Raw genomic sequence first — 24,619 nt, forward strand, 5'->3', positions numbered from 1 at the left:
ATTAGTCCTCTCGGGCAAACAGTGCCTCAATAAAGTCTGCGGCCTTAAACGGCCGTAAATCCTCGATGCCTTCCCCGACACCGATATAACGAATCGGAATGCCGAACTGATCGGCAACCGAGAAGATCACACCACCTTTCGCGGTGCCATCCAGTTTTGTTAGCGTGATGCCCGTCAGACCCACCGCCTCATGGAACAGTTTGGCCTGGCTAATCGCGTTTTGCCCGGTGCTGGCATCAATCGTCAGCATCACTTCGTGCGGCGCATCTTCATCCAGCTTTTTCATCACACGGGTGATTTTCTTCAGTTCTTCCATCAGGTGCGATTTGTTCTGCAGACGACCCGCCGTATCGGCAATCAGGACATCAACGTTACGCGCTTTCGCCGCCTGGATGGCATCAAAAATCACTGACGCGGAATCGGCACCGGTATGCTGCGCGATAACCGGGATGTTATTGCGCTGGCCCCAAACCTGAAGCTGCTCAACCGCAGCGGCACGGAACGTATCGCCTGCCGCCAGCATCACAGATTTACCTTCGGCCTGGTACTGACGCGCCAGCTTACCGATGGTGGTGGTTTTACCCACGCCGTTGACACCCACCATCAGAATGACAAATGGCGTTTTGCCCGCGACATCCAGCGGTGCATCGACTTTATCGAGAATGCCGGCCATCTCTGCCTTCAGTAAACCGTATAAGGCTTCTGCATCGCGCAGCTGTTTACGGTTCGCCTGCTGGGTCAGATTGGTGATAATACGGCGCGTGGTTTCGACGCCAACGTCCGCAATCAGCAACTGTTCTTCCAGCTCCTCAAACAGATCGTCATCGATTTTCTTGCCGCGGAACAGCCCGATAAATCCGGAACCGAGGTTTTCACGGGTTTTTACCAGACTGCGTTTCAGACGGGCAAAGAAGCCCTCTTTGGTTGGACGCTCCTGCTCCTGTTGAACAATCGGCGCGGCGGCCAGCGGCAGATCGCTAACGGTATCCTCAGCTTCCGCTTCCTCAGGCGCCGTTTCAGCCAGTGCCAGCGCTTCCAGTTCTTCATCGCTCAGCGCGATGTCGTCGTCCTGCGCCAGCGCTTCAGCCTCTGGCTCTGCTTCAATCGGCGCAACCTCAGGTTGAGCGATCGCTACCGGCACAACCTCTTCTTCAACGACGGTAATAACCGGCTCGGCCTGCTGTTCGGCCACCTGTTCAGTGACGGCGACAGTTGCTTCAGCCTGCGCTTCGGCGCGATCTAACGCGCTCTCCTCAACGGCCGGCTCATGGGCGACTTCAGCAGGTTGCTGCTTCTCTTCCGCTGGCTGTTGCGTCTCTTCTTCTTTGCCAAAACCTAGCCAGGAAAAAAAGCCGCGTTTTTTCTCTTTTGCCATTGTGTGACCACACTCCTCGATGGCTTATTCCCGGTAGCACGCTGTTCCCAGGGGATAAAAAATTCAATTTACAGGTTGTGAGCCGCGTAAAAATCAGTGAATTACGCGCGCCATACCAACTCACTAGTCTAACACTTTCCAGCCAGCGCACCACAGCACCCTTTTTTACGTTTCTTCTGCCTGCCACGCCCGTTAAACTACGCAACAAATTATGACGAGTTGTGAGCAAAATGAGTAAATCCCCCCGTAGCAGCGGCGCTGCTGGTCAGATCCGCATCATTGGTGGCCAGTGGCGCGGCCGCAAATTGCCGGTCCCCGATAGCGTGGGCCTGCGTCCGACCACCGATCGGGTACGAGAAACCCTGTTTAACTGGCTGGCCCCGGATATTCAGCAGGCACGTTGCCTGGATTGTTTTGCTGGCAGCGGCGCGCTCGGACTGGAAGCGCTATCGCGTTTTGCCGCCTCCGCCACGCTGCTGGAGCTGGAACGCCCGGTGGCGCAGCAACTGACGCAGAACCTGCAAACGCTGCGTGCCAGTAACGGTAAAGTCGTCCAAACCAATACGCTGCAATGGCTGAGCCAGCCGGGTGAGCCTTTTGATGTGGTGTTCGTCGATCCGCCATTTCGTAAGGGGTTATTGCAGGAGACGCTGGCCCTGCTGGAGCAAAACGGCTGGCTGGCGGAAGATGCGCTAATCTATGTCGAAAGCGAAGTGGAACATGGCGCGCTACCGGTGCCTGCTAACTGGGATCTTTATCGCGAAAAAATTGCCGGGCAGGTCGCCTATCGCTTATACCAACGCCAACAAGGAGATGCGTGATGTGGCTTAATCTGGGACGTTTATTGATGATCTGCGTCTGGGCATTTTTACTGCTAAATCTGGTGCATCCATTTCCTGTGCCGCTGCGCTATTTTGTGCATGTCGCGCTGTTCTTTATGGTCATCATGCACGGATTGCAGCTGGTGTTGCTGCGCGCCACGCAGCCGAAAGAAGCACCAAAGCTGGGACGAGCCACGCAATGGAAGATATTCTTTTTCGGCGTATTTGAACTGCTGGCATGGCAGAAGAAACATTACCCGAAAGAGTAATGTTTCTTCCCGTACCGATCAGGGCACCGGCGTAAAACTCACAAACCGGCTGCCCTGCATTTTCAGCTCGCCCTTCACGCCTTTATCCATCTGATGATAATCGCCAGCATTGATGATCAATTTGAAATCCCCGGCGCCATTCAGAGGATGAAACCAGGCTTCATAGCGCATATCTTCCCCGGCAATCACTTCGCGCTGACGCGATCGGCGGTTCGGTGACGGATATTCACGTTTGGTTTTGATTTCCACACTCAGAGAGCGGATCGGAGAAGCATCGTTCACCGCGGTTTCGCGGCGCTGTTTGATAAACTGACGGGTCGCCAAAACGGCAATAATCGCCAGAACGATAAAAAAGAGTAGCGGTGGTTTGCTCATGTTTTCGCTCGTGCTTTGCGTTAATGTCGGAAAGGTAAAGACGACAAAGCATACAACCAGAGTTGCCCGATTGTCACATTCATCGCCGGTAACATACACTGGGTTGGCGATTTTGGGAAAATTCATCAGACTGGCGGACAACACGTCCAGAAAAAGGGAGAAAACATGCTTTGGTCTTTCCTTGCCGTACTTTTTTCCGGTTGGCTCTATGTCGATGCAACCTACCGTGGCCCCCAATGGCAGCGCTGGTTATTTAAACCCGTCACCCTGCTGCTACTATTAGCCTGGGCCTGGCAAGCGCCCACCTTCAACACCACCGACTATCTGATTGTGGCTGGCCTGGTCGCCACGCTACTTGGCGATGCTCTGACGCTTTTGCCACGCCAGCAGATGCTGTATGCCCTCGGGGCGTTCTTTCTTTCGCATCTGCTGTACACCATCAGCTTCGCCGCGCATATGACGGTGAGTTTCTTCTGGCCGATTCCGCTCACGCTCTTGATCATTGGCGTGGTGCTGATTGGTATCATCTGGACGAAACTGGAGGAACTACGCTGGCCGGTTTGCACCTTTATCGGTATGACGCTGGTGATGAACTGGGTGGCCGCCGAGAACTACTTCTTCCGTCCGACTGATTACAGCTTCTCGCTGCTGGTCGGTGCCGGGCTGTTGCTGCTGGCGAATATCGTCTGGTTTATCACGCATTACCGCCGCCGGGTCAGTGCCGACAGTGCTATCGTTGCGGCCTGCTACTTCGCCGGTCACTTTATGATTGTGCGTTCTTTGTGGATCAACTGAAGAAAAAGTAACCTTAACGCTTGACTCTGGAGTGCACTCCAGAGTGTAGCATCAGGGTACGGGTTAATGCCCGTCCCTGAATCCGGAGGTTACATGCATCAACATTCTCACCCCTGCGGCTGTGGTAAAAGCCACAGCAAACCGCAGCCACTGTGCGGCATCAGCAGCGCCCGCCCGGTGATGCTCCAAATTTCCGCCGCCCAACCGGTAACGCCTGCAAACAGCTGTGACTGCTGCGATAGCGGCAGCCCCGGCGGCGACGCCGACGAAGAGAGCGACAGGCCCGGCCCTGGCACCCAACAATTCCGCTGGCAAATTGCTGGCATGGATTGCCCGAGCTGCGCACGCAAAATCGAAAACGCGGTACAAAAACTGCCGCAGGTGCACACCGCCCGCGTCATCTTTGCCAGTGAAAAACTGGTTGTCGACGCAGAAAATGATATTCGTCCAGCCATTGAGCAGGCGGTGAAAAACGCTGGTTTCAGCCTGATCTCCTCCGATCCGCAGATTCAGCCCAGCCGTTTACAGGAAAATGCCGGTTTGCTGCTGCTGGGCGTGCTGATGCTCGCCAGCTGGCTACTGAGTCTGGCCTCGCCCGTCTGGGGCGATCGTCTGTTTATTGCCACCACCTTAGTTGGCCTGCTACCGGTCGCGCGCAGTGCCTGGCGTTTGCTGCGCAGCGGCTCCCCCTTCAGTATCGAAACCCTGATGACGCTGGCCGCCGCCGGTGCGCTGGTGATTGGCGCACACGCTGAAGCGGCGATGGTGCTGCTGCTGTTCCAGCTGGGCGAAAGACTGGAAGCCTATGCGGCCACTCGCGCCCGCCGTGGGGTGACTGCGCTGATGGCGCTGCGTCCCGACACCGCCACCCGTGTGCGCGGCACGCAGCGCCAGCAGGTCGCACTGGCGGATTTGCAGCCCGGCGATGTGATTGAAGTCGCCGCCGGGGGTCGCTTACCCGCCGATGGCGAGCTGCTTAGCCACAGCGCCAGCTTTGACGAAAGTGCCCTCACCGGTGAATCAATACCCGTGGCACGCCAGCCTGGCGAAACGGTGATGGCCGGGGCCACCAGCGTTGATCGTCTGGTGACGCTGAAAGTGCTCTCGGAACCGGGCCACAGCGCCATTGACCGCATCCTGCAACTGATTGAAGAAGCGGAAAGCCATCGCGCGCCGGTGGAACGTTTTATTGACCGTTTCAGCCGTCTCTACACCCCGGCGATTATGCTGCTGGCGTTGCTGGTGATGGTTCTGCCGCCGGTGCTGGCTGGCACTGAGTGGTTGCCATGGATCTATAAAGGACTGACATTGCTGCTGATCGGTTGTCCCTGTGCGCTGGTGATCTCCACTCCGGCAGCCATCACCTCCGGCCTGGCTGCCGCTGCACGTCAGGGCGCATTGATCAAAGGTGGTGCTGCACTGGAACGACTCAGCCGCGTCAGGATGATGGCGTTCGATAAAACCGGCACGCTGACCGAAGGTAAGCCACAGGTCACCGATATCGTCGCTTTCAGCAACGAGCAGCCAGAGCAATTGCTGGCGCTGAGCGCGGCGGTTGAACAGGGTTCCAGCCATCCACTGGCGCTGGCCATCGTGGCGGAAGCGGTACGTCGGCGGCTTACCCTGCCCGCCGCCAGTAACCAGCAGACACTGGCAGGCAGCGGGATTCAGGCGAATATTCACGGTATCAGCTATCAGTTGCTGGCACCGCGTGAGGTAACAAACCTGTCTGATGAACAGCAGCAGAGCATCGCGCAGTATGAAGCGCAGGGCAAAACCGTGGTGATATTGTTGCAGGATGCACGCCCGCTGGGTCTGCTGGCGTTGCAGGATCGATTGCGCGCAGAGGCGGTTACCGCCCTGGCCGCACTGCAAAAACTGGGCATCAGCAGCCTGATGCTGACGGGTGATAACCCGCGCGCCGCTGCGGCGATCGCGGCAACGTTGCAGATTGATTATCGCGCCGGTCTGCTGCCTGCGGACAAAGTCACTGCTGTACGTGAGCTGGATACGCAACATCCGCTGGCGATGATTGGCGATGGCATCAACGATGCCCCGGCGATGAAAGCCGCCACTTTGGGCATTGCGATGGGAAGCGGGACCGATGTGGCACTGGAAGCCGCCGATGCGGCACTGACACATAACCGCCTGGCGATTCTGCCGCGCACCGTGGCGCTGGCCCGCCGTACACGTCGTATTATCCGTCAGAATATCGCGCTGGCGCTCGGGCTGAAGGCATTATTCCTGGTGACGACGTTGCTCGGTTTTACCGGCTTGTGGCTGGCGGTGCTGGCAGATTCCGGAGCTACCGCGCTGGTCACCGCCAATGCGCTGCGGTTACTGCGATCGCGCTAGCCGCAATAGATGCCTGATATCAGGCATCCGCTCCCTTTTGGATCAGGTACTGATACGGCAGGGTTTCCGTCTGCTGCGCCAGCAAGGTATGTTCCATAAAACGGCAAAAGCCGGGAATATCACGCGTGGTGGCCGGATCGTCGGCAATAATCAGCAGGGTTTCACCTGCCTGCATCTGACGCACCGTTTTGCGCACCATCATCACCGGCTCCGGGCAACGCAGGCCAAGGGCATCGAGGGTGTGGTCCGGCGCGGAAAAAAGATCGCTCATGATTCTCTGTCTGTTAACAAGTAAGGCCGCTCATTCTAACGCGCCCGGAGACCAGCGCAAGACGATAACGGTTGCGTTAATATTAACCATTGCATAAATCGCACAACGCGATAAGATGCCGCCGATTTTTTATTAACCACCGCAGAAAACTGCGGTACTGGGTTCCCTCACCCCAACACTAAAAAGGTTAGCTATGATCGCTTTTTCTCCGCGTCAGCGCATGTTTGCGCTGTTCTGGCTGTCGCTATTCCACTTGCTGGTGATAACCTCCAGTAACTACCTGGTGCAATTGCCGGTAGCCATTTTTGGCTTCCAGACCACCTGGGGTGCCTTCAGCTTCCCGTTTATTTTCCTCGCCACCGATCTGACCGTGCGCATATTCGGCGCGCCGCTGGCCCGTCGTATTATCCTGGCGGTGATGGTCCCGGCGCTGGTGATCTCTTATGTCGTCTCCTGCGTGTTTTATCAGGGCGAATGGCAAGGCTGGGCAGCGCTGGAACAGGTGAACCTGTTCGTGGCGCGTATCGCCAGCGCCAGCTTTATGGCTTACGCGCTGGGGCAGATTCTGGATGTACACGTCTTTAACCGTCTGCGCCGCCTGCCACAATGGTGGATTGCGCCAGCAGCAGCAATGTTTCTGGGCAATATCAGCGATACGCTGGCCTTTTTCTTTATCGCTTTCTATAAAAGCCCGGATCCGTTTATGGCTCAGCACTGGGTGGAAATCGCGCTGGTGGATTACAGCTTCAAAGTAATGATCTGCATGATTTTCTTCCTGCCGGCCTATGGCGTGCTGCTCAATGCAGCGTTAAAGCGTCTGGCGGAACGTTCGGCCCAGCGTCAGCTCAATTTCGGCTAATTGCACGTAGTACGATCCTCTGCTGCCCGCTAAGATTTCCTGACAAACCGGCGGTTGCTTTTAGCCGCCGATTTCGATTTGATAACATCCGACTGGAATCTTGTGAAAGGGATAGGAATGCGTAACTTAGTGAAATATGCGGGCATTGGCCTGCTGGTGCTTGGCCTCGCGGCCTGTGACCAGAAGAAAGATGACCAAGCTGCGGCTGACAATGGCGCCAGCGCCAGCCAGTCAAGCCAAACGGTTAATCTGCTGGATGGCAAACTGAGCTTTACCCTGCCAGCGGGCATGTCTGATAAGAGCGGTAAACTCGGTTCAGAATCGGCCAATATGCATGTGTATGCCGATCAAACCGGCGCTCGTGCCATTATCGTGATTGCCGGTGACCCGACCACTGACGCCCTGGATACGCTGTCACAGCGTCTGGAACAGCAGCAGCGCAGCCGCGACCCGCAGTTGCAGGTGGTGTCGGATAAAGCGGTGACGCTGAGCGGACAGCCTGCTCAGCAGCTGGATACGGTGATTTCCGCCAATCACCAGACCTCCTGGTCGTCAGTGATTATGGCGAAAGTGGATGACAAATTGCTGACCATCCAAATCACCCTGCCTGCGGATAACCAGCAGCAGGCGCAAAGCGATGCAGACAGCATTGTGAAAAGCATCACCCTGAAATAAGCCCCGTAACGGCGCGATAAATCGCGCCGTTACCTTGTTACAACCTTACCGCCGAAATATGCCAAATCTCATCGGCATACTCCTGGATGGTCCGGTCCGCCGAGAAATAGCCCATATTGGCGATATTCAGCGCCGCACGCCGCTGCCATTCGTCTGGCTGGCGATACAACTTATCCACCTTATCCTGCGTATCAACATAGCTGCGATAATCCGCCAGTAGTTGGTAGTGATCGCCGAAGTTAACCAGCGCATCAAACAAATTGCGGTAGCGGCCTGGCTCCTGTGGGCTGAACACACCGCTGGCGATTTGCGTCAGCGCCTGATGCAGCTCGGCATCCTCTTCGTAATATTTACGCGGGTTATAGCCGTCGCGGCGCAGCTTCTCCACCTGTGGCGTGGTGTTGCCGAAGATAAAGATATTCTCCTCACCCACATGTTCCCGCATCTCAACGTTCGCGCCATCCAGCGTGCCGATGGTTAACGCCCCGTTCAGTGCAAATTTCATGTTGCTGGTGCCAGAGGCTTCCGTACCCGCCGTGGAGATCTGTTCGGAGAGATCCGCCGCCGGGATAATGATCTGCGCCAGGCTGACGCCGTAGTTCGGAATAAACACCACTTTCAACTTATTCTTCACGTCAGGATCGTTGTTGATCACCTTCGCCACATCGTTGATTAGATGGATGATGTGCTTCGCCATGTAATACGCCGAAGCGGCTTTACCGGCGAAGATATTGACGCGCGGCACCCATTCCGCAGTGGGATCGGCCTTGATACGGTTATAGCGCGTGATGACGTGCAGTACATTCAGCAACTGACGTTTGTATTCATGGATACGTTTGATTTGCACATCAAACAGCGCGTGCGGATCGAGCACAATATCAAGGTTTTTCGCCACCCAATCGGCAAGCCGTTTTTTGTTGGCAAATTTGGCATCGGCAATTTGTTCGATAAACGCCGGGAAATCAATCTGTGGCGTGAGATCGCTGAGCTGGCTGAGATCGGTGCGCCAGGTACGGCCAATCGCCTCATCCAGCACCTCAGAAAGCGCCGGGTTGGCCAGCGCCAGCCAGCGACGCGGGGTGACGCCATTGGTTTTATTACAGAACCGGCCCGGGAACAGTTTGGCAAAATCGGCAAACAGCGACTGCACCATCAACGTGGAGTGCAACTCAGAAACACCATTGACCTTGTGGCTGACCACCACCGCCAGCCATGCCATACGTACCTGGCGGCCATTGTTCTCATCAATGATCGAGATACGCGACATCAGATCCCAGTCATCCGGGTAATATTCCTGAATGGTTTTCAGGAAATAGTCATTGATTTCAAAGATGATGCTGAGATGACGCGGCAGGATCTTGCCGATCATATCCACCGGCCAGGTTTCCAGCGCTTCCGTCATCAACGTATGGTTGGTGTAGGAGAACACCTGGCAGGTCACTTCAAACGCATCATCCCAGCTGAATTTCTGTTCGTCGATCAACAAGCGCATCAGTTCGGGAATCGCCAGTACCGGATGGGTGTCGTTGAGGTGAATAGCGATTTTGTCCGCCAGGTTGTCCCAGGTCTGGTGCATTTGCCAGTGACGATGGAGGATATCCTGAACCGTTGAGGAGACGAGGAAATACTCCTGACGCAAACGCAGTTCGCGGCCAGAGTAGGTTGAGTCATCGGGATACAGCACCCGCGATACGTTTTCCGAGTGGTTTTTATCCTCTACCGCCGCGAAGTAATCCCCCTGGTTGAATTTACCAAGGTTGATCTCGTTACTCGCCTGCGCGCCCCAGAGTCGCAGTGTGTTGGTGGCATCGGTGTCAAAACCGGGAACGATCTGATCATAGGCAATCGCGAGGATCTCTTCGGTTTCGATCCAGCGCACCCGACTGCCTTCGTGTTGCAGACGGCCACCGAAACGCACTTTGTAGCGGGTATTAAACCGCTGAAATTCCCACGGGTTACCGTATTCCAGCCAGTAATCCGGCGATTCACGTTGCTGCCCGTCAACGATATTCTGCTTAAACATGCCGTAATCGTAGCGGATGCCGTAACCCCGTCCCGGCAGACCCAGCGTGGCGAGCGAATCGAGGAAGCAGGCCGCCAGACGTCCGAGGCCACCGTTGCCCAGGCCAGGATCGTTCTCTTCTTCCATCAGTTCGCTGAGATCCAGCCCCATCTCATCCAGCGCCTGGTTGAGATCGTCATAAATCCCCATCGCCAGCAATGCGTTGCCCAGCGTACGTCCCATCAGAAACTCCATCGACAGGTAATACACCTGGCGAACATCCTGTGACAGCTGCGCACGGCTGGAACGCAGCCAGCGCTCTACCATACGATCACGGACTGCCAGCAGCGAGGCGTTAAGCCATTCATGCTTATTGGCGATGGAAGGGTCTTTGCCGATAGTGAACATCAGCTTATAGGCTATCGAGTGCTTCAGCGCATCAACCGTCAGGGTGGGTGAGGCATAGGTGAAAGGTGCGTTCATATCAAGTATCCCAATCTCTCATTACAGCAAACGTTGATAAAGATCGCGGTAGGCTTGTGCTGCCACCTGCCAACTAAAATCCATCCCCATCGCCTGACGCTGAACAAAGCGCCACAGGGAAGGACGGGACCACAGTACAAATGCGCGCCGGATCGCCCGCAACAGCGACCAGGCATTACTGTCTTCGAAACTGAAGCCACTGGCGATGCCATCGGCCAGGTTTTCCAGCGAACTGTCATGCACCGTATCGGCCAGCCCGCCGGTACGACGTACCAGGGGCAGCGTGCCGTATTTCAAACCATAAAGTTGTGTCAGACCGCACGGTTCGAAACGACTTGGCACCAGAATCACATCCGCCCCACCGACGATACGGTGCGAGAACGCTTCGTGATAACCAATCTGCACGCCGACACTGCCGGGATGCTCTGCCGCTGCCGCCAGAAATCCCTGCTGCAACTCTGCATCCCCCTGGCCGAGCAACACCAGCTGGCCGCCCTGCGCCAGCAAACCGGGTAACGCTTCCAGCACCAGATCCAGGCCTTTTTGCCGGGTCAGGCGGCTGATGACGCAAAATACCGGCACTTTGTCATCCACCTTCAGCCCCATGGCAATTTGCAGCTGACGTTTGTTTTCGGCCTTGCTCTCTAATGTGTCGCGGTTGTAACGCGCGGTCAGCAACAGATCATGCGCCGGGTCCCAGATTGCCGGATCGACGCCGTTAAGCACGCCGCTCAATCGCCCTTCGCGCAGGCGCTGTGCCAGCAGCGCTTCCATGCCGTAGCCAAACTCCGGGCGGGTGATCTCCAGCGCGTAAGTCGGGCTGACAGCAGTGATATGATCGGCATAAAACAGGCCAGCCTTGAGGTAAGAAATCTGGCCGTAAAACTCCAGCCCGTGCATATTGAAAAATGCACGCGGCAGCTGAATCTGTTCCAGATGATTGGCCGAGAACAATCCCTGATAAGCCAGGTTGTGCACGGTAAACACCGACTTCGCCGGACGGCCACGCGCTTCCAGATACGCGCAGGTTAATCCGGCATGCCAGTCATGCGCATGCACGATATCGGGTCGCCAGAAAGTATCCAGTCCACAGGCCAGTTCACAGCCCATCCAGCCGAGCAGCGCAAAACGCAGATAGTTATCGACATAGGCGAACTGTGATTCGTCGTGGTACGGACTGCCGGGGCGTTCATACAATCCCGGCGCATCAATTAAATAAATGCCAACACCGTTGAAATGTCCATAAAGTAAACGAACAAACCCGGCAAAGGTGGGCAGTTCCGCCACAATTTCCGTATCCGGAATCCCTTTACGCAGATCAGGATACGCGGGAAGCAGTACCCGCGTATCCGTACCACCGGCAATCTGTGCCTGCGGTAATGCGCCGACAACATCAGCCAACCCGCCAGTTTTCAAAAGCGGGAAAAGTTCTGAACAGACATGTAAAACCTGCATCCTGGACCCCTTTTGTGTTATCGCCCGCGCTCCACGCGTCGATTGTCTGTGTGCTTTTTCGTTATCTGCCTACGGCACCCGCCAGCCTGGCTAACATGGTGCGCGTCACCAGAACGATGCCCTCTTCTGAACGGTAAAATCGGCGGCTGTCTTCATCCGGGTTTTCGCCAATCACAATGCCTTCTGGCAACACGCAGGCGCGATCAATCACGCAGCGGCGCAGACGACAGGATCGACCCACCACCACATCAGGCAGCAGCACCGAAGAATCGATATTGCAAAACGAATTGACGCGTACGCGCGGGAACAGCACCGAATTCACCACCACGGAACCGGAGATGATGCAGCCGCCGGAAACCAGCGAATTCATCGTCATACCGTGGCTGCCAGAGCGATCCTGCACAAACTTCGCCGGCGGTAACGGTTCCATGTGGGTGCGGATCGGCCAGGTATGGTCATACATGTCCAGTTCCGGTGTGACGGAAGCTAAATCCAGATTGGCACGCCAGTAGGCTTCGAGCGTTCCGACATCACGCCAGTAGGGTTCGGCAGATTCGTCACTCTGCACGCAGGACAAGGTGAAGGAGTGCGCGTAACCCTCTCCCCTGGCCACGATTTTCGGCAGCAAATCTTTACCAAAATCGTGATTGGACTCGGGTATCTGCGCGTCTTCTTCCAGCAGCTGGTAGAGATAATCCGCGTCAAACACATAAATCCCCATGCTGGCCAGTGCCTTGCTGTCATCACCGGGCATTGACGGGGGAACGGGGGGTTTTTCCACAAAATCGACGACGTTGTTCTCGGCATCGACTGCCATCACACCAAAAGCCGTGGCTTCCTCCAGCGGCACTGGCATGCAGGCGATGGTGCATTTAGCCCCCCGATCCACATGATCCAGCAGCATGCGTGAGTAATCCATTTTGTAGATATGATCCCCGGCGAGGATCACGATGTACTGCGCGTTATAACGCCGAATAATGTCGAGGTTTTGCGTTACCGCATCCGCCGTGCCGCGATACCAGTGATCGGTGGATAAGCGCTGTTGTGCGGGCAGCAGATCGACAAATTCGTTCATCTCTTCGTTGAAAATCGACCAGCCACGCTGGATATGCTGCACCAGCGTATGTGACTGATATTGCGTAATCACGCCAATGCGCCGGATGCCGGAATTGAGGCAATTGGACAGCGCAAAGTCGATGATGCGGAACTTCCCGCCAAAGTGCACCGCAGGTTTGGCGCGTTTGGCTGTCAGGTCCTTCAGGCGAGTACCACGGCCCCCGGCAAGGATCAGGGCCACCGTCTGTGTAGGGAGCTGGCGTGCCAGCATCAGATGATCTGTTCTCTCTAAATTCACCATGTCTGACTCCTTATGATTGCTTTTGGAACACACACACACCGTGTGCGGGCCCGTGCCAGACAGTTGTCAAAATGGGGTTATCTTCCCCGGCGAATGGAGGAATGGCGCGCCACTCTCCGTCTGGTAAGGCGAGGTCACTCACCGCATCCGTGGCGTTAATTGTTATTAACCAGCGGCTGGAGAGCAGGATCTGCATTCTGTGCGCCCCCTGTCCCCACTCCTCCTCCTCCAGTGGTTTGCCGCTGGCATTGAACCACTGCACGTTGCCATCGCCTTCCTGCCACCAGCGATCTGCGGTCAGCGCGGGAATGCGCAGACGCAGATGGATTAACGCGGCAGTGAAGTCGATCAGTCCTGAATCATCCTGTTGCCAGTCCAGCCAGGCCAGCGGGTTGTCCTGACAATACGCATTGTTGTTGCCATGCTGGCTGTGACCGCGTTCGTCACCGGCCAGCAGCATCGGCGTGCCCTGCGCCAGCAACAGCGTCGTCAGCAACGCATGCACGCTGAGCCGCCGCCGCTCGACAATATCGAAACTGACATGCAGCCCTTCATGCCCGTGGTTATTGCTGAAGTTGCTGCTGTTGCCGTCGCGATTGTCCTCGCCGTTAGCCTGATTGTGTTTATGGTTGAAACTCACCGCATCACGCAGCGTAAAGCCGTCATGGGCAGTGATCAGATTGATACTGGCGTGCGGCAGACGTGTCGCACGCTGAAAAACGTCGCTGGAGGCGGCAAAACGCCGGGCAAAATCACCGTTGTTTAGCTCACCAAGCAGCCAGTAGCGCCGTGCCGAATCACGAAAGTGATCGTTCCACTCGGCAAACGCTGGCGGATAATTGCCGACCTGATAACCGCCGGGACCGACATCCCAGGGTTCAGCGATCAGTTTCACGTTGGACAAAATCGGGCAGGCTTTAATGGCCGCAAACAGCGGCGCATCCTGACGGAATTCCGGCGTACGCCCCAGTACCGAGGCCAGATCAAAACGGAAGCCGTCAATGTGGCAGTCACGCACCCAATGGCGCAGCCCTTCCAGCACCCATTCCATCACCTGAACATCGCTGAGATTGAGCGTGTTGCCACAGCCGGTCCAGTTCTGGTACTCGCCCTGCCCGTTAAGCCAGTAATAACTGGCGTTGTCGATGCCCCGCATGGAAATCACCGGGCCGATTTCATCCAGCTCGGCGGTGTGGTTAAACACCACGTCGAGAATCACCTCGATACCCGCCGCATGCAGCCGTTTTACCGCCTGCTGAAACTCCTGCAACGGCGTCAGGCCATCTTCACCCGAGGCATAACGCGGATCGACCGCCCAGAGCGCCACCGGGTTATAGCCCCAGTAATTACTCAGCCCCAGCCGCAGCAGACGCGGCTCACTGGCAAAGTGAGCAATCGGCAACAGCTCCAGCGCCGTGATACCGAGATGGCGCAGGTGCTTAACCATAACAGGATGCCCCAGTGCAGCATAAGTCCCGCGTATCCTTTCCGGAATTTCCGGATGTTGCCTGGTTAACCCACGGACATGCGCTTCATAAATCACCGTTTTGCCCCACGGGGTACGCAGCGGCTGGTCTTCATCCCAGGCAAAATCTTCGGCGATCACCAGTGATTTGGGCGCGATCGCCGCATTATCCTGTTTGTCCGGCGTGGTACTGCCGTTGAAAAAACGGGGATCGTCCGGCACATCACCGACCACCGCTCTGGCACAGGGATCCACCAGCAGCTTCGCCGGGTTAAAACGATGCCCCTGCGCGGGCGCCCACGGGCCATGCACCCGATAGCCATAACGCTGGCCCGGTTTCAGCCCGGGAAAATAACCATGCCAGATATCGCCGCTGCGTTGCGGCAGCGGGAAGCGACGTTCCACACCATGATGGTCAAACAGGCACAGCTCCACCTTTTCCGCATGGCGGGAAAACAGCGTGAAGTTGACGCCGTGACCATCATAGTTCGCGCCCAGCGGTGCGGGCTGCCCGCTTTCCAGCATTATTCGCCCTCCCGCACCAGCCAGACCGTCGCCAGCGGCGGCAGGGATAAACTGAGGGATTGCGGACGCCCGTGGCTCTCAATGTCGTCGGTATGAACCAGGGGATTACGCAGGTCGCTGCCATGATAGTCATGCTGGTCGGTATTCAGCACTTCGCGCCAGCTACCGGCCTGATTCACCCCAAAGCGATAGTGAAGACGGGGGACCGGGGTGAAGTTACTGACCACAATGACCTCGTTGCCCTCACGATCACGTCGTGCAAAGGCAAACACCGAGTTCTCGTGATCGTCCACCACCAGCCATTCAAAGCCCTGCGCATCGAAATCGAGCTGATACAGCGGCGTGTAGTGACGATAGGTGTAGTTGAGATCGCGCACCAGCCGCTGCACGCCGTGGTGCCAGTTATCCGCCCCTTCCAGCAAATGCCAGTCCAGGCTGGTGTCATGGTTCCACTCTTTGCCCTGGGCAAACTCACCGCCCATAAACAACAGCTTCTTACCGGGGAATGCCCACATCCAACCGTAATAGGCACGCAGGTTGGCAAACTTCTGCCAGGGATCGCCCGGCATACGATCCAGAATGGAGCGTTTGCCATGCACCACTTCATCATGGGACAGCGGCAGCACGAAGTTTTCGGTGTAGTTGTACAGCATACCGAAGGTCATCAGGTGGTGATGGTAGCGTCGGTGCACCGGGTCATGCTTCATGTAATCCAGCGTGTCGTGCATCCAGCCCAGGTTCCACTTGAACCAGAAGCCAAGCCCCCCGGCTTCCGGTGGCCTGGACACGCCAGGATAGTCGGTAGACTCTTCCGCTACCGTGATACTGCCGGGTGCCGCGCGCCCGAGGATACGGTTGGTGTAACGCAGGAAGGAGATGGCCTCAAGGTTATCGCGGCCACCGTATTGATTGGGGATCCACTCACCTTCAGCGCGGCTGTAATCGCGATAGATCATCGATGCCACCGCATCGACCCGTAACCCGTCAATGCCAAAGCGCTCCAGCCAGTACAGCGCATTGCCGGACAGGAAATTGCTCACTTCACGGCGGCCAAAGTTGTAGATCAGCGTGTTCCAGTCCTGATGGTAGCCTTCACGTGGGTCGCTGTGTTCATACAATTCGGTGCCATCAAACTTCGCCAGACCGAAGTCATCGCTGGGGAAGTGGCCTGGCACCCAATCCAGTAGCACGTTGATGCCTGCCGCATGGGCGCTGGCAATAAACTGACGGAACTCGTCACGCGTGCCGAAACGGCGGGTGGGCGCATACATGCCGAGCGGCTGATACCCCCAGCTGCCATCAAACGGATGTTCGTTAATCGGTAGCAATTCAATATGGGTAAAACCCATCTCTTTGACATAAGGAATCAGCTGTTCCGACAACTCTTTGTAACTTAGCCAGAAGTTATTCTCGGTGTGTCGCCGCCATGAACCGAGGTGCACTTCGTAAATCGATATCGGCGCGTCAAAACCATTCGCCGCTTTACGTTCCGGCGTCATCTCGGTTTTCGGCGGCAGGCCGCAGATCATCGATGCCGTCTGCGGGCGCATCTGCGCCTCGAAAGCAAATGGATCGGCTTTAATCCGCATCTGGCCATAAGCATCGATGATTTCGAATTTATACAGCTGGCCATTAAACGCTCCCGGTACAAACAGCTCCCAGATGCCCAGTTCACGCCGGAAACGCATCGGATGGCGGCGGCCATCCCAGTAGTTAAATTCACCTACCACCGAGACGCGCCGGGCGTTAGGTGCCCAGACGGAAAAACGCGTACCGCTGACGCCATCGATAGTGGTGCCGTGTGCACCGAGGGTTTCGTAGGGACGTAAATGAGTGCCTTCCGCCAGTAGCCAGGCATCCATTTCTTCCAGCAGCGGACCAAAACGATAAGCATCATCGATCAGATTCTGCTGACCATGCCAGTTGACCGCTAATTGATAGCGAAACAGATTTTTACGGCGCGGGATCACACCACAAAAGAAACCACGTGAGTCGAGACATTCAAGCTGGGCGCATTTACGTCCGGTGTTGGTTTCAATCACCCACACCTCTGACGCATCGGGCAGCAAGGCCCGTACCTCCAGACCTTCTGCAGTCTGGTGCATTCCCAGCAGAGAAAAGGGATCGGAATAATTACCCGCAAACAGGGCATTGATCGCCTGGCGATCGGGAAGCTCTGACATGATTTCTTCCTGTGACATTTGGCAGGCGAACTGCGTCAGACATTAAAGCCTTATCAGATGCGCTGCTCTTCATTGAGCCATGAGTACAGAGCAAGGAAGGAGACCGTCCGTGGAAAAAATCTTTGCTATGTACAACAACCATTCAGTACGGAAAGCAAAAAAACCAACTACCGGCACATCATTGTTAAATCATAGCTTGGGGCTGGCAGAAGCCAGGGGGGATCGCAAAAAATTATTTTCGGGTGAGCAAAAAGGGGAAGCCGATCACTTGTCAGGCGTAATTTAGGTTAAGTGTTGCAGCCTGAAATGCAAAAAAGGCCGGGAAACCCCGGCCGATATTTATCGCGTTACGCTTAGTCCACCAGCAGACGCAGCATACGGCGCAGCGGTTCAGCCGCGCCCCACAACAGCTGGTCACCGACGGTGAAAGCCGAAAGGTATTCCGGCCCCATGTTCAGTTTACGCAGACGACCCACTGGTGTCGCCAGGGTGCCGGTGACTGCCGCCGGGGTCAGTTCACGCATGGTGATCTCACGATCGTTCGGCACCACTTTCACCCACTCATTGTGGGCAGCCAGCAGTTGTTCAATTTCAGCCAGCGGCACATCTTTTTTCAGCTTCAGCGTAAACGCCTGGCTGTGGCAACGCAGTGCACCCACGCGCACACACAGGCCATCGACCGGGATCACTTTCTGGCTGCCGAGGATTTTGTTGGTCTCGGCCTGGCCTTTCCACTCTTCGCGGCTCTGGCCGTTTTCCAGCTGTTTGTCGATCCACGGAATCAGGCTGCCCGCCAGCGGTACGCCGAAGTTATCGGTCGGCAGGGTACCGGAACGGGTGAAATCGGTCACGCTGCGCTCGATTTCGAGGATAGCCGAGGCCGGGTTCTGCAATGATTTCGCCACGTGATCGTGCAGCATGCCCATCTGGGTCAGCAGCTCACGCATATGACGCGCACCGCCACCGGAAGCCGCCTGATAAGTAGCCACCGAGGTCCACTCCACCAGGTCGTTAGCGAACAGGCCGCCGAGTGACATCAGCATCAGGCTTACGGTGCAGTTACCACCAACAAAGGTTTTGATGCCGCTGTCGAGGCCCTGACGAATCACCTGATGGTTAACCGGGTCCAGAATAATGATGGCATCATCTTTCATGCGCAGCGTGGAAGCGGCGTCAATCCAGTAACCCTGCCAGCCGCTGGCGCGCAGCTTCGGATAGACTTCACTGGTGTAATCGCCGCCCTGGCAGGTGATAATGATGTCGAGCGCCTTCAGCGCATCAATATCAAAAGCATCCTGAAGCGCACCGGTCGACTTACCACCGAAGGTCGGTGCCGCCTGGCCCAGTTGCGAAGTGGAGAAGAAGACCGGATTGATCACATCAAAATCACGTTCTTCGCTCATGCGGGACATCAGCACGGAGCCGACCATACCACGCCAACCAATAAAACCTACATTCTTCATTTTCTGTCCGTCTCGGGCGCTTCTTGAGAGGCCCTGTCTGGTGCGAGGGAAAAAACCAGCCGGATTAACCTGCCGGTCTGCGTAATAATCAGGTTTACCTATGACCCTCAACTCTACAAAATGCTGCACTTCTGGCAAGTGAATTAATTCGATTGCGCTAAGTTTTTCAGCAGCGCAACTAATAATGCCTCAAAGGGATGGTTTAACACAAAATGACTGAAATGATTTCCGCCACCATATTATTGCTGCTGATTATGGACCCGCTGGGTAACCTGCCGATTTTTATGTCTGTTTTGAAGCATCTGGAGCCGAACCGGCGGCGGCGAGTGCTGATTCGCGAGATGTTGATTGCGCTGGTTTTGATGTTGCTGTTTTTATTCGCCGGTGAACGCATTCTGACGTTTCTTAATCTGCGCACCGAGACGGTATCCATTTCCGGCGGCATCATTTTGTTCCTGATCGCCATCCGCATGATTTTCCCTTCAGCCGAGAGCAACAGTACCGGTTTGCCTGCCGGTGAGGAACCGTTTCTGGTGCCGCTGGCGATTCCGCTGGTCGCCGGGCCGTCACTGCTGGCGACGCTGATGCTGCTGTCGCATCAATATCCCAACCAAATGCTGCATCTGGTAGGGGCGCTGATGATTGCCTGGGGCGTCACGGTAGTGATTTTGCTGCTGTCCGGGTTGTTTCTGCGTCTGCTGGGCGATAAAGGCGTGAATGCGCTGGAACGTCTGATGGGGTTGATTTTGATTATGCTGGCAACGCAGATGTTTCTGGATGGGATTCGTGCTTACCTGAAGCTGTAAGGCTCGGGCCTGTCACAGCGCGATAAATTGCGCCGTGACAGGTGCAGATCGTTATTTTTTGTTAATCGGTTTGCCTGACCAGTAACCGGCCAGCAGCGAACCCGACAGGTTGTGCCATACCGAGAACAGCGCGCCAGGCAGCGCGGCCAGAGGTGAGAAGTAAAGTTTGCCCAGCGTTGCCGCCAGACCGGAGTTTTGCATCCCCACCTCCAGCGCCAGGGTACGGCAGGTGGATTCGTCAAAGCCAAACAGCTTGCCGCCCCAGTAGCCACCCAGCAAACCAATGGCGTTGTGCATAATCACCGCGGCGATCACCACCAGGCCGACCGAGCCGATAAAGCCCTGGCTGCCCGCAACGACCGCGCTGATGATCAGCAGAATACACACCATGGAGAACGCTGGCAGATAAGGTTCGACACGACGTACCACGCTGTTCATCGAGTGATGGATAATCAGGCCCAGCCCAATCGGGACCACCACGATTTTAACGATACTGAGCAGCATGCCGACCACATCCACCTGAATATGGGTATCGACATAGAAACGCGTCAGCAGCGGCGTGGCAAATACGCCGACCAGCGCCGAGACCGAGGAGATGGTCACGGACAAAGCCACATCACCCTTCGCCAGATAAATCATCACGTTAGACGCGGTACCACTGGCAACGCTGCCCACCAGGATCATGCCCGCCGCCAGGTCCGGCGGCATCTGGAATAACTTCGCCAGACCCCAGGCAGCCAGCGGCATCACCAGATAATGCAGGAAAGTCCCGGCGATTACCGGAGCCGGACGCACCAGCACACGTTTGAAATCATTGATATTTAGCGTCACGCCCATGCCAAACATAATCAGCATCAACAGATACGTCACCCACGGGCCAATGCCAAGGAAGGTAGACGGTGAATAATAGGCCGCGACGGAGAGCAGCACAGCCCAAAGCGGGAACAGGCGGGTAATTTTGCCGAGCATGGACGAACTTCCTTATGCAGGTTTTATTATGTCATTACGGAGTGTTGCCACAGTGCGGTTTGTAGCGGCGCGATTTATCGCGCGTCTTTTAAAAAACGCGCGATAAATCGCGCCGCTACGAAGTGGGTCTTAGCAACCAAACAGATTCATATGCAGGGTGCGCACCACTTCTTCCGCATCGCCGCCCGGTACCAGGAAGCACAGGTTATAGCTGCTGGCACCGTAGCAAATCATGCGCAGGTTAAACGGCTCCAGGACACCAAACACCTCTTTACCGACGCCACAGGCTTTCGACAAGCTGTTACCGATAATCGCCACCAGCGCGAGGTTTTCTTCCACTTCCACACGGCACAGGGAGGAGAGTTCGGTCAGCAGCGCCTGCGTCAGCAGGCTGTCACCGGTTGAGGTGGAACCCGTGGTATCCATCGTCAGCGCCACGCTCACTTCAGAGGTGGTGATCAGATCAACAGAGATACTGTGGCGCGCCAGAATGGCGAACACTTCCGCGAGGAAGCCACGCGCATGCAGCATATTCAGGCTGTGCAGCGTCAGCAGGGTTTGCTTGCGGCGTAGTGCCAGCGCCCGGAACAGCGGCGGGTCCTGCGTTTCATTGCAGACACGTGTGCCGCCAGCGGCCGGATCTTTACTGGAGCCGACAAACACCGGGATATCACTGCGCACTGCGGGTAGCAGCGTCGCCGGATGCAGCACTTTGGCACCAAAGGTGGCCATTTCTGCCGCTTCTTCGAAAGTGATTTCATCGATGCGTTTCGCCGCAGGCACCACACGCGGGTCGGTGGTGTAGATGCCCGGCACGTCAGTCCAGATATCAATACGTGCCGCCTGCAAGGCTTCGCCCAGCAGCGCCGCCGTATAGTCGCTGCCACCACGGCCCAGCGTGGTGGTGCGGCCTTTGCTTTCACTGCCAATAAAGCCTTGCGTGATCACCAGCGCCTGCTCGGTGCGCGGTTGTAGCAGCGCAGCAGATTGTTCTTTCAGTACAGCAACGTCTGGCTCAGCACGGCCAAAACGGTCACTGGTACGCATCACTTTACGCACATCAAACCACTCGGCATTGACCTTACGCTCGCGCAGAATTTCCACGAACAGCAGCGTAGACATCAACTCGCCGTGGCTGACCAGTTCATCGGTGAGCGCATTCGACGTTGCCAGTGCCGCCGCTTCGGACAGCATGGTGATGTTTTCCAGCATGCGATCAATCTCATCGCGGATCACATCCGGCGCTTGCAGACAATCGATGATGGCATATTGAATACGGCGAATTTCATCCAGCAGGTACGCACGTTGCGCCTGTTCCTGGCCTTCAGAAAGGGATACCAACAGATTGGTGACACCTGCTGAGGCAGAAAGAACCACCAGGCGGGTGTTGGCATTGGACAGCACCACATCGGCGCTGCGGTTCATGGCAGCAAAATCGGCAACGCTGGTGCCGCCAAATTTCGCCACGATCAGAGTTTGAGACATGTAACGAACCTCGTGTCAGGTTATCTTTCTCCCGCTTTATTGGGACGGAAGACATTCTATCAGCCTTGGCACAAGAGAAGAGCAGAAATGGGCAGACAAGATCATGAGACGAGTCACCCAGAAGCGCTTCACCTTGCGAAACGTCCGACTGTGGACGTTTCTGGTGACAACCCAGAGGATTCAGCCCCTGCAGCCGACAGCACAACACGCCGCGTGTTGCCCCACCTCGGCGTCGCACCCCCTGATGTGTTATCCCCGGATACGGTTCCTCCAACACACTGCCTGGGCGACGCGCCTCTTCTGGCTTACGCCCTGGGGCGTAAGTAGCGCGCACATAAATATCGGTTAATTGTTCCGCTGTCAACGCCTGATGTTTGAGGATTTTTCACTTTCGCTGCACGCAGTGAGCATCGCAGAACAAACAGCAGGCTAAACTCACGCCTAAAGTAGTGGCTGGTTGCCAACAACCCGCCCTTTTGCTGATGCGGCACAGGGTATCCGTGGCGGATTTTCCTGAAAATGCCTAAGAACAATCGCAGCAACCGCCGTCGATGCCATCAGTAAGCGGCTCGCGGAGGGCACAATTTTTTTCCTTTCAGTAGCAACTGTGGTCATACTGAAACCCGTTGCGGCCGCTTCAACCGCCGCCAGAATGCTAAGCAAGCCGGGCCAGCTGGATGCGCCCGGATGGAATGACAGTTCTTTTTATTTCAACAAGAGTGTTGCCATGAAAAATATCAATCCGACACAAACCGCTGCCTGGAAAGCGCTGCAGCAGCATTTTGACCAAATGAAATCGGTGCAGATCGCCGACCTGTTCGCCCAGGATGCCGATCGTTTTGCGAAATTCTCTGCCACCTTCGACGATCAGATGTTGGTGGATTTCTCAAAAAACCGTATTACCCAGGAAACCCTCGACAAACTGCAGGCGCTGGCAAAAGAGACCGATCTGGCGGGTGCCATCAAATCGATGTTCTCCGGTGAGAAAATCAACCGCACCGAAGATCGTGCCGTGCTGCATGTTGCCCTGCGTAACCGCAGCAACACGCCGATTGTGGTCGATGGCAAAGATGTGATGCCGGAAGTGAATGCGGTGCTGGCGAAGATGAAAGGCTTTTCCGAGCGTATTATCAGCGGTGAGTGGAAAGGTTATACCGGCAAAGCCATCACCGATGTGGTTAACATCGGGATCGGGGGTTCTGACCTGGGTCCGTTCATGGTGACCGAAGCGCTGCGTCCGTATAAAAACCACCTGAATATGCATTTTGTCTCCAACGTGGATGGCACGCATATTGCGGAAACGCTGAAAGACCTGAGCCCGGAAACCACGCTGTTCCTCGTGGCCTCCAAAACCTTCACCACCCAGGAAACCATGACCAACGCCCATAGTGCGCGTGACTGGTTCCTGAAAACCGCAGGCGATCAGCAGCATGTGGCGAAACACTTTGCTGCGCTCTCCACTAACGGCAAAGCCGTAGGCGAGTTCGGGATTGATACCGCCAACATGTTCGAATTCTGGGACTGGGTCGGTGGCCGTTACTCCCTGTGGTCAGCCATCGGCCTGTCCATCATTCTTTCCATCGGCTTTGACAATTTTGAGCAGCTGCTGAGCGGCGCGCATGCCATGGACCAACACTTCTCCACCACGCCTGCCGAGCAGAACCTGCCGGTGCTGCTGGCACTGATCGGTATCTGGTACAACAACTTCTTCGGAGCCGAAACCGAAGCGATTCTGCCTTACGATCAGTACATGCATCGTTTTGCTGCCTACTTCCAGCAGGGCAACATGGAATCCAACGGTAAATATGTCGATCGCGACGGCAACGCCGTGGATTACCAGACCGGTCCAATCATCTGGGGTGAGCCAGGCACCAATGGTCAGCATGCGTTCTATCAGCTGATTCATCAGGGCACCAAACTGATCCCGTGTGATTTTATCGCCCCGGCACAAACCCATAACGCGCTGGCGGATCACCATCAGAAACTGCTGTCGAACTTCTTCGCACAGACTGAAGCCCTCGCCTTTGGTAAATCACGTGATGTGGTTGAGAAAGAATTTACCGATGCTGGCAAATCCGCCGCCTCTGTGGCCCACATCGTGCCGTTCAAAGTGTTTGAAGGTAACCGTCCGACCAACTCCATCCTGCTGCGTGAAATCACCCCGTTCAGCCTCGGTGCGTTGATTGCGTTATATGAACACAAAATCTTCACCCAGGGTGCCATCCTGAATATCTTCACCTTTGATCAGTGGGGTGTTGAGCTGGGCAAACAGCTGGCAAACCGTATTTTGCCAGAACTGGAAAATGACGCGAAAATTGCCAGCCACGACAGTTCCACCAATGGTTTAATTAATCGCTATAAATCCTGGCGTTAATTTTTACCCATTTTGTAATAAGGCGGCCTTATGGCTGCCTTTTTTTATGACAAATATGCAATAAATCGGGAGATTTCGTTATTTAATCGACAGCAAATGGTTAGATAATTCTTAAAATGGTCTAGGCTTAATCTGAAGATTTATCGTGCATTTACCCACATTTTCTAAATTGAATGGATCTATTTCTCACAAAATTATTAGCTATCACCATGATAAATAGATTTTTTTTATTTACTCATGTTAAGGGAATTCTGAAT

At 55.7% G+C, this 24,619-nt stretch carries 20 protein-coding genes and 1 riboswitch; of the genes, 9 read left to right on the forward strand and 11 right to left on the reverse strand.

Features of this window, described 5'->3' with window-relative positions:
• Position 1: 1 nt before the first annotated feature.
• A complete protein-coding gene (gene ftsY, locus RCF31_RS11500) occupies positions 2-1,375 on the reverse strand; it encodes a signal recognition particle-docking protein FtsY (protein WP_416410540.1) in 1,374 nt (457 codons plus the stop codon).
• A gap of 230 nt (positions 1,376-1,605) precedes the next feature.
• Between ftsY and rsmD the strand changes: the two genes are divergently transcribed.
• On the forward strand, positions 1,606-2,196 hold the full coding sequence (gene rsmD / locus RCF31_RS11505) for a 16S rRNA (guanine(966)-N(2))-methyltransferase (protein WP_416410542.1): 591 nt from the start codon (positions 1,606-1,608) through the stop codon (positions 2,194-2,196).
• Positions 2,196-2,465 carry a DUF1145 family protein gene (locus tag RCF31_RS11510; protein ID WP_416410545.1) on the forward strand — a complete coding sequence of 90 codons (270 nt, stop codon included), beginning with the start codon at positions 2,196-2,198 and terminating at the stop codon, positions 2,463-2,465. Before rsmD ends, RCF31_RS11510 begins: the two co-directional genes overlap by 1 nt.
• 18 nt (positions 2,466-2,483) lie before the next feature.
• On the opposite strand, the gene RCF31_RS11515 is transcribed toward RCF31_RS11510, so the two are convergent.
• Positions 2,484-2,840, reverse strand: a complete 357-nt coding sequence (locus RCF31_RS11515; RefSeq protein ID WP_313687072.1) for a DUF2500 domain-containing protein — start codon at positions 2,838-2,840, stop codon at positions 2,484-2,486.
• A gap of 165 nt (positions 2,841-3,005) precedes the next feature.
• Between RCF31_RS11515 and RCF31_RS11520 the strand changes: the two genes are divergently transcribed.
• Both RCF31_RS11520 and RCF31_RS11525 read left to right on the forward strand, forming a co-directional pair.
• Complete coding sequence (locus RCF31_RS11520; RefSeq protein WP_313687070.1) at positions 3,006-3,635, forward strand: lysoplasmalogenase; 630 nt, start codon at positions 3,006-3,008, stop codon at positions 3,633-3,635.
• Between the two features lie 93 nt (positions 3,636-3,728).
• Positions 3,729-5,990 carry a zinc/cadmium/mercury/lead-transporting ATPase gene (locus RCF31_RS11525; protein WP_416410548.1) on the forward strand — a complete coding sequence of 754 codons (2,262 nt, stop codon included), beginning with the start codon at positions 3,729-3,731 and terminating at the stop codon, positions 5,988-5,990.
• A gap of 19 nt (positions 5,991-6,009) precedes the next feature.
• On the opposite strand, the gene tusA is transcribed toward RCF31_RS11525, so the two are convergent.
• Positions 6,010-6,261, reverse strand: a complete 252-nt coding sequence (gene tusA, locus RCF31_RS11530; protein WP_416410550.1) for a sulfurtransferase TusA — start codon at positions 6,259-6,261, stop codon at positions 6,010-6,012.
• A gap of 193 nt (positions 6,262-6,454) precedes the next feature.
• Between tusA and RCF31_RS11535 the strand changes: the two genes are divergently transcribed.
• Together RCF31_RS11535 and RCF31_RS11540 are read left to right on the forward strand one after the other, a co-directional pair.
• The gene (locus RCF31_RS11535; RefSeq protein ID WP_084871790.1) at positions 6,455-7,120 is read left to right on the forward strand and encodes a 7-cyano-7-deazaguanine/7-aminomethyl-7-deazaguanine transporter; all 666 of its coding nucleotides are present in this window, start codon (positions 6,455-6,457) and stop codon (positions 7,118-7,120) included.
• Between the two features lie 117 nt (positions 7,121-7,237).
• Complete coding sequence (locus RCF31_RS11540) at positions 7,238-7,795, forward strand: DcrB family lipoprotein (protein WP_416410552.1); 558 nt, start codon at positions 7,238-7,240, stop codon at positions 7,793-7,795.
• Positions 7,796-7,832: 37 nt separating this feature from the next.
• On the opposite strand, the gene glgP is transcribed toward RCF31_RS11540, so the two are convergent.
• The 5 genes from glgP to glgB form a co-directional block, all read right to left on the reverse strand.
• On the reverse strand, positions 7,833-10,280 hold the full coding sequence (glgP, locus tag RCF31_RS11545) for a glycogen phosphorylase (RefSeq protein ID WP_416410554.1): 2,448 nt from the start codon (positions 10,278-10,280) through the stop codon (positions 7,833-7,835).
• Between the two features lie 21 nt (positions 10,281-10,301).
• Positions 10,302-11,735 carry a glycogen synthase GlgA gene (gene glgA / locus RCF31_RS11550; protein ID WP_416410555.1) on the reverse strand — a complete coding sequence of 478 codons (1,434 nt, stop codon included), beginning with the start codon at positions 11,733-11,735 and terminating at the stop codon, positions 10,302-10,304.
• A 61-nt stretch (positions 11,736-11,796) separates the two neighbouring features.
• Positions 11,797-13,092, reverse strand: a complete 1,296-nt coding sequence (gene glgC / locus RCF31_RS11555) for a glucose-1-phosphate adenylyltransferase (protein WP_416410557.1) — start codon at positions 13,090-13,092, stop codon at positions 11,797-11,799.
• A gap of 10 nt (positions 13,093-13,102) precedes the next feature.
• The gene (gene glgX, locus RCF31_RS11560) at positions 13,103-15,082 is read right to left on the reverse strand and encodes a glycogen debranching protein GlgX (RefSeq protein ID WP_416410559.1); all 1,980 of its coding nucleotides are present in this window, start codon (positions 15,080-15,082) and stop codon (positions 13,103-13,105) included.
• Positions 15,082-17,265 carry a 1,4-alpha-glucan branching enzyme gene (glgB, locus tag RCF31_RS11565; RefSeq protein ID WP_416410562.1) on the reverse strand — a complete coding sequence of 728 codons (2,184 nt, stop codon included), beginning with the start codon at positions 17,263-17,265 and terminating at the stop codon, positions 15,082-15,084. Before glgB ends, glgX begins: the two co-directional genes overlap by 1 nt.
• A gap of 109 nt (positions 17,266-17,374) precedes the next feature.
• On the opposite strand from glgB, the gene RCF31_RS11570 reads away from it, so the two are divergent.
• Positions 17,375-17,551, forward strand: a complete 177-nt coding sequence (locus tag RCF31_RS11570; protein ID WP_416410564.1) for a hypothetical protein — start codon at positions 17,375-17,377, stop codon at positions 17,549-17,551.
• 67 nt (positions 17,552-17,618) lie between these two features.
• Here RCF31_RS11570 and asd read toward each other — a convergent pair whose 3' ends face one another.
• Entirely contained in the window at positions 17,619-18,728 is a 1,110-nt protein-coding gene (gene asd, locus RCF31_RS11575; protein WP_313685814.1) for an aspartate-semialdehyde dehydrogenase, read from the reverse strand.
• Positions 18,729-18,940: 212 nt separating this feature from the next.
• Here asd and RCF31_RS11580 point away from each other — a divergent pair, with 212 nt between their 5' ends.
• Positions 18,941-19,534, forward strand: a complete 594-nt coding sequence (locus tag RCF31_RS11580) for a YhgN family NAAT transporter (RefSeq protein WP_416410566.1) — start codon at positions 18,941-18,943, stop codon at positions 19,532-19,534.
• A gap of 51 nt (positions 19,535-19,585) precedes the next feature.
• On the opposite strand, the gene panS is transcribed toward RCF31_RS11580, so the two are convergent.
• Both panS and lysC read right to left on the reverse strand, forming a co-directional pair.
• Positions 19,586-20,503 (reverse strand): ketopantoate/pantoate/pantothenate transporter PanS, encoded by a 918-nt coding sequence (gene panS, locus RCF31_RS11585; protein WP_313685818.1) that lies wholly within the window; start codon positions 20,501-20,503, stop codon positions 19,586-19,588.
• Between the two features lie 129 nt (positions 20,504-20,632).
• Entirely contained in the window at positions 20,633-21,988 is a 1,356-nt protein-coding gene (gene lysC, locus RCF31_RS11590; RefSeq protein WP_416410568.1) for a lysine-sensitive aspartokinase 3, read from the reverse strand.
• A gap of 113 nt (positions 21,989-22,101) precedes the next feature.
• Positions 22,102-22,296: riboswitch (Lysine riboswitch) on the reverse strand.
• A 419-nt stretch (positions 22,297-22,715) separates the two neighbouring features.
• Between lysC and pgi the strand changes: the two genes are divergently transcribed.
• Positions 22,716-24,362, forward strand: a complete 1,647-nt coding sequence (pgi, locus tag RCF31_RS11595) for a glucose-6-phosphate isomerase (RefSeq protein ID WP_416410570.1) — start codon at positions 22,716-22,718, stop codon at positions 24,360-24,362.
• Positions 24,363-24,619: the final 257 nt, after the last annotated feature.

Origin of the sequence: Pantoea sp. App145 (genome assembly GCF_047947045.1) — a bacterium.
Taxonomy (GTDB): Bacteria; Pseudomonadota; Gammaproteobacteria; order Enterobacterales; family Enterobacteriaceae; genus Pantoea.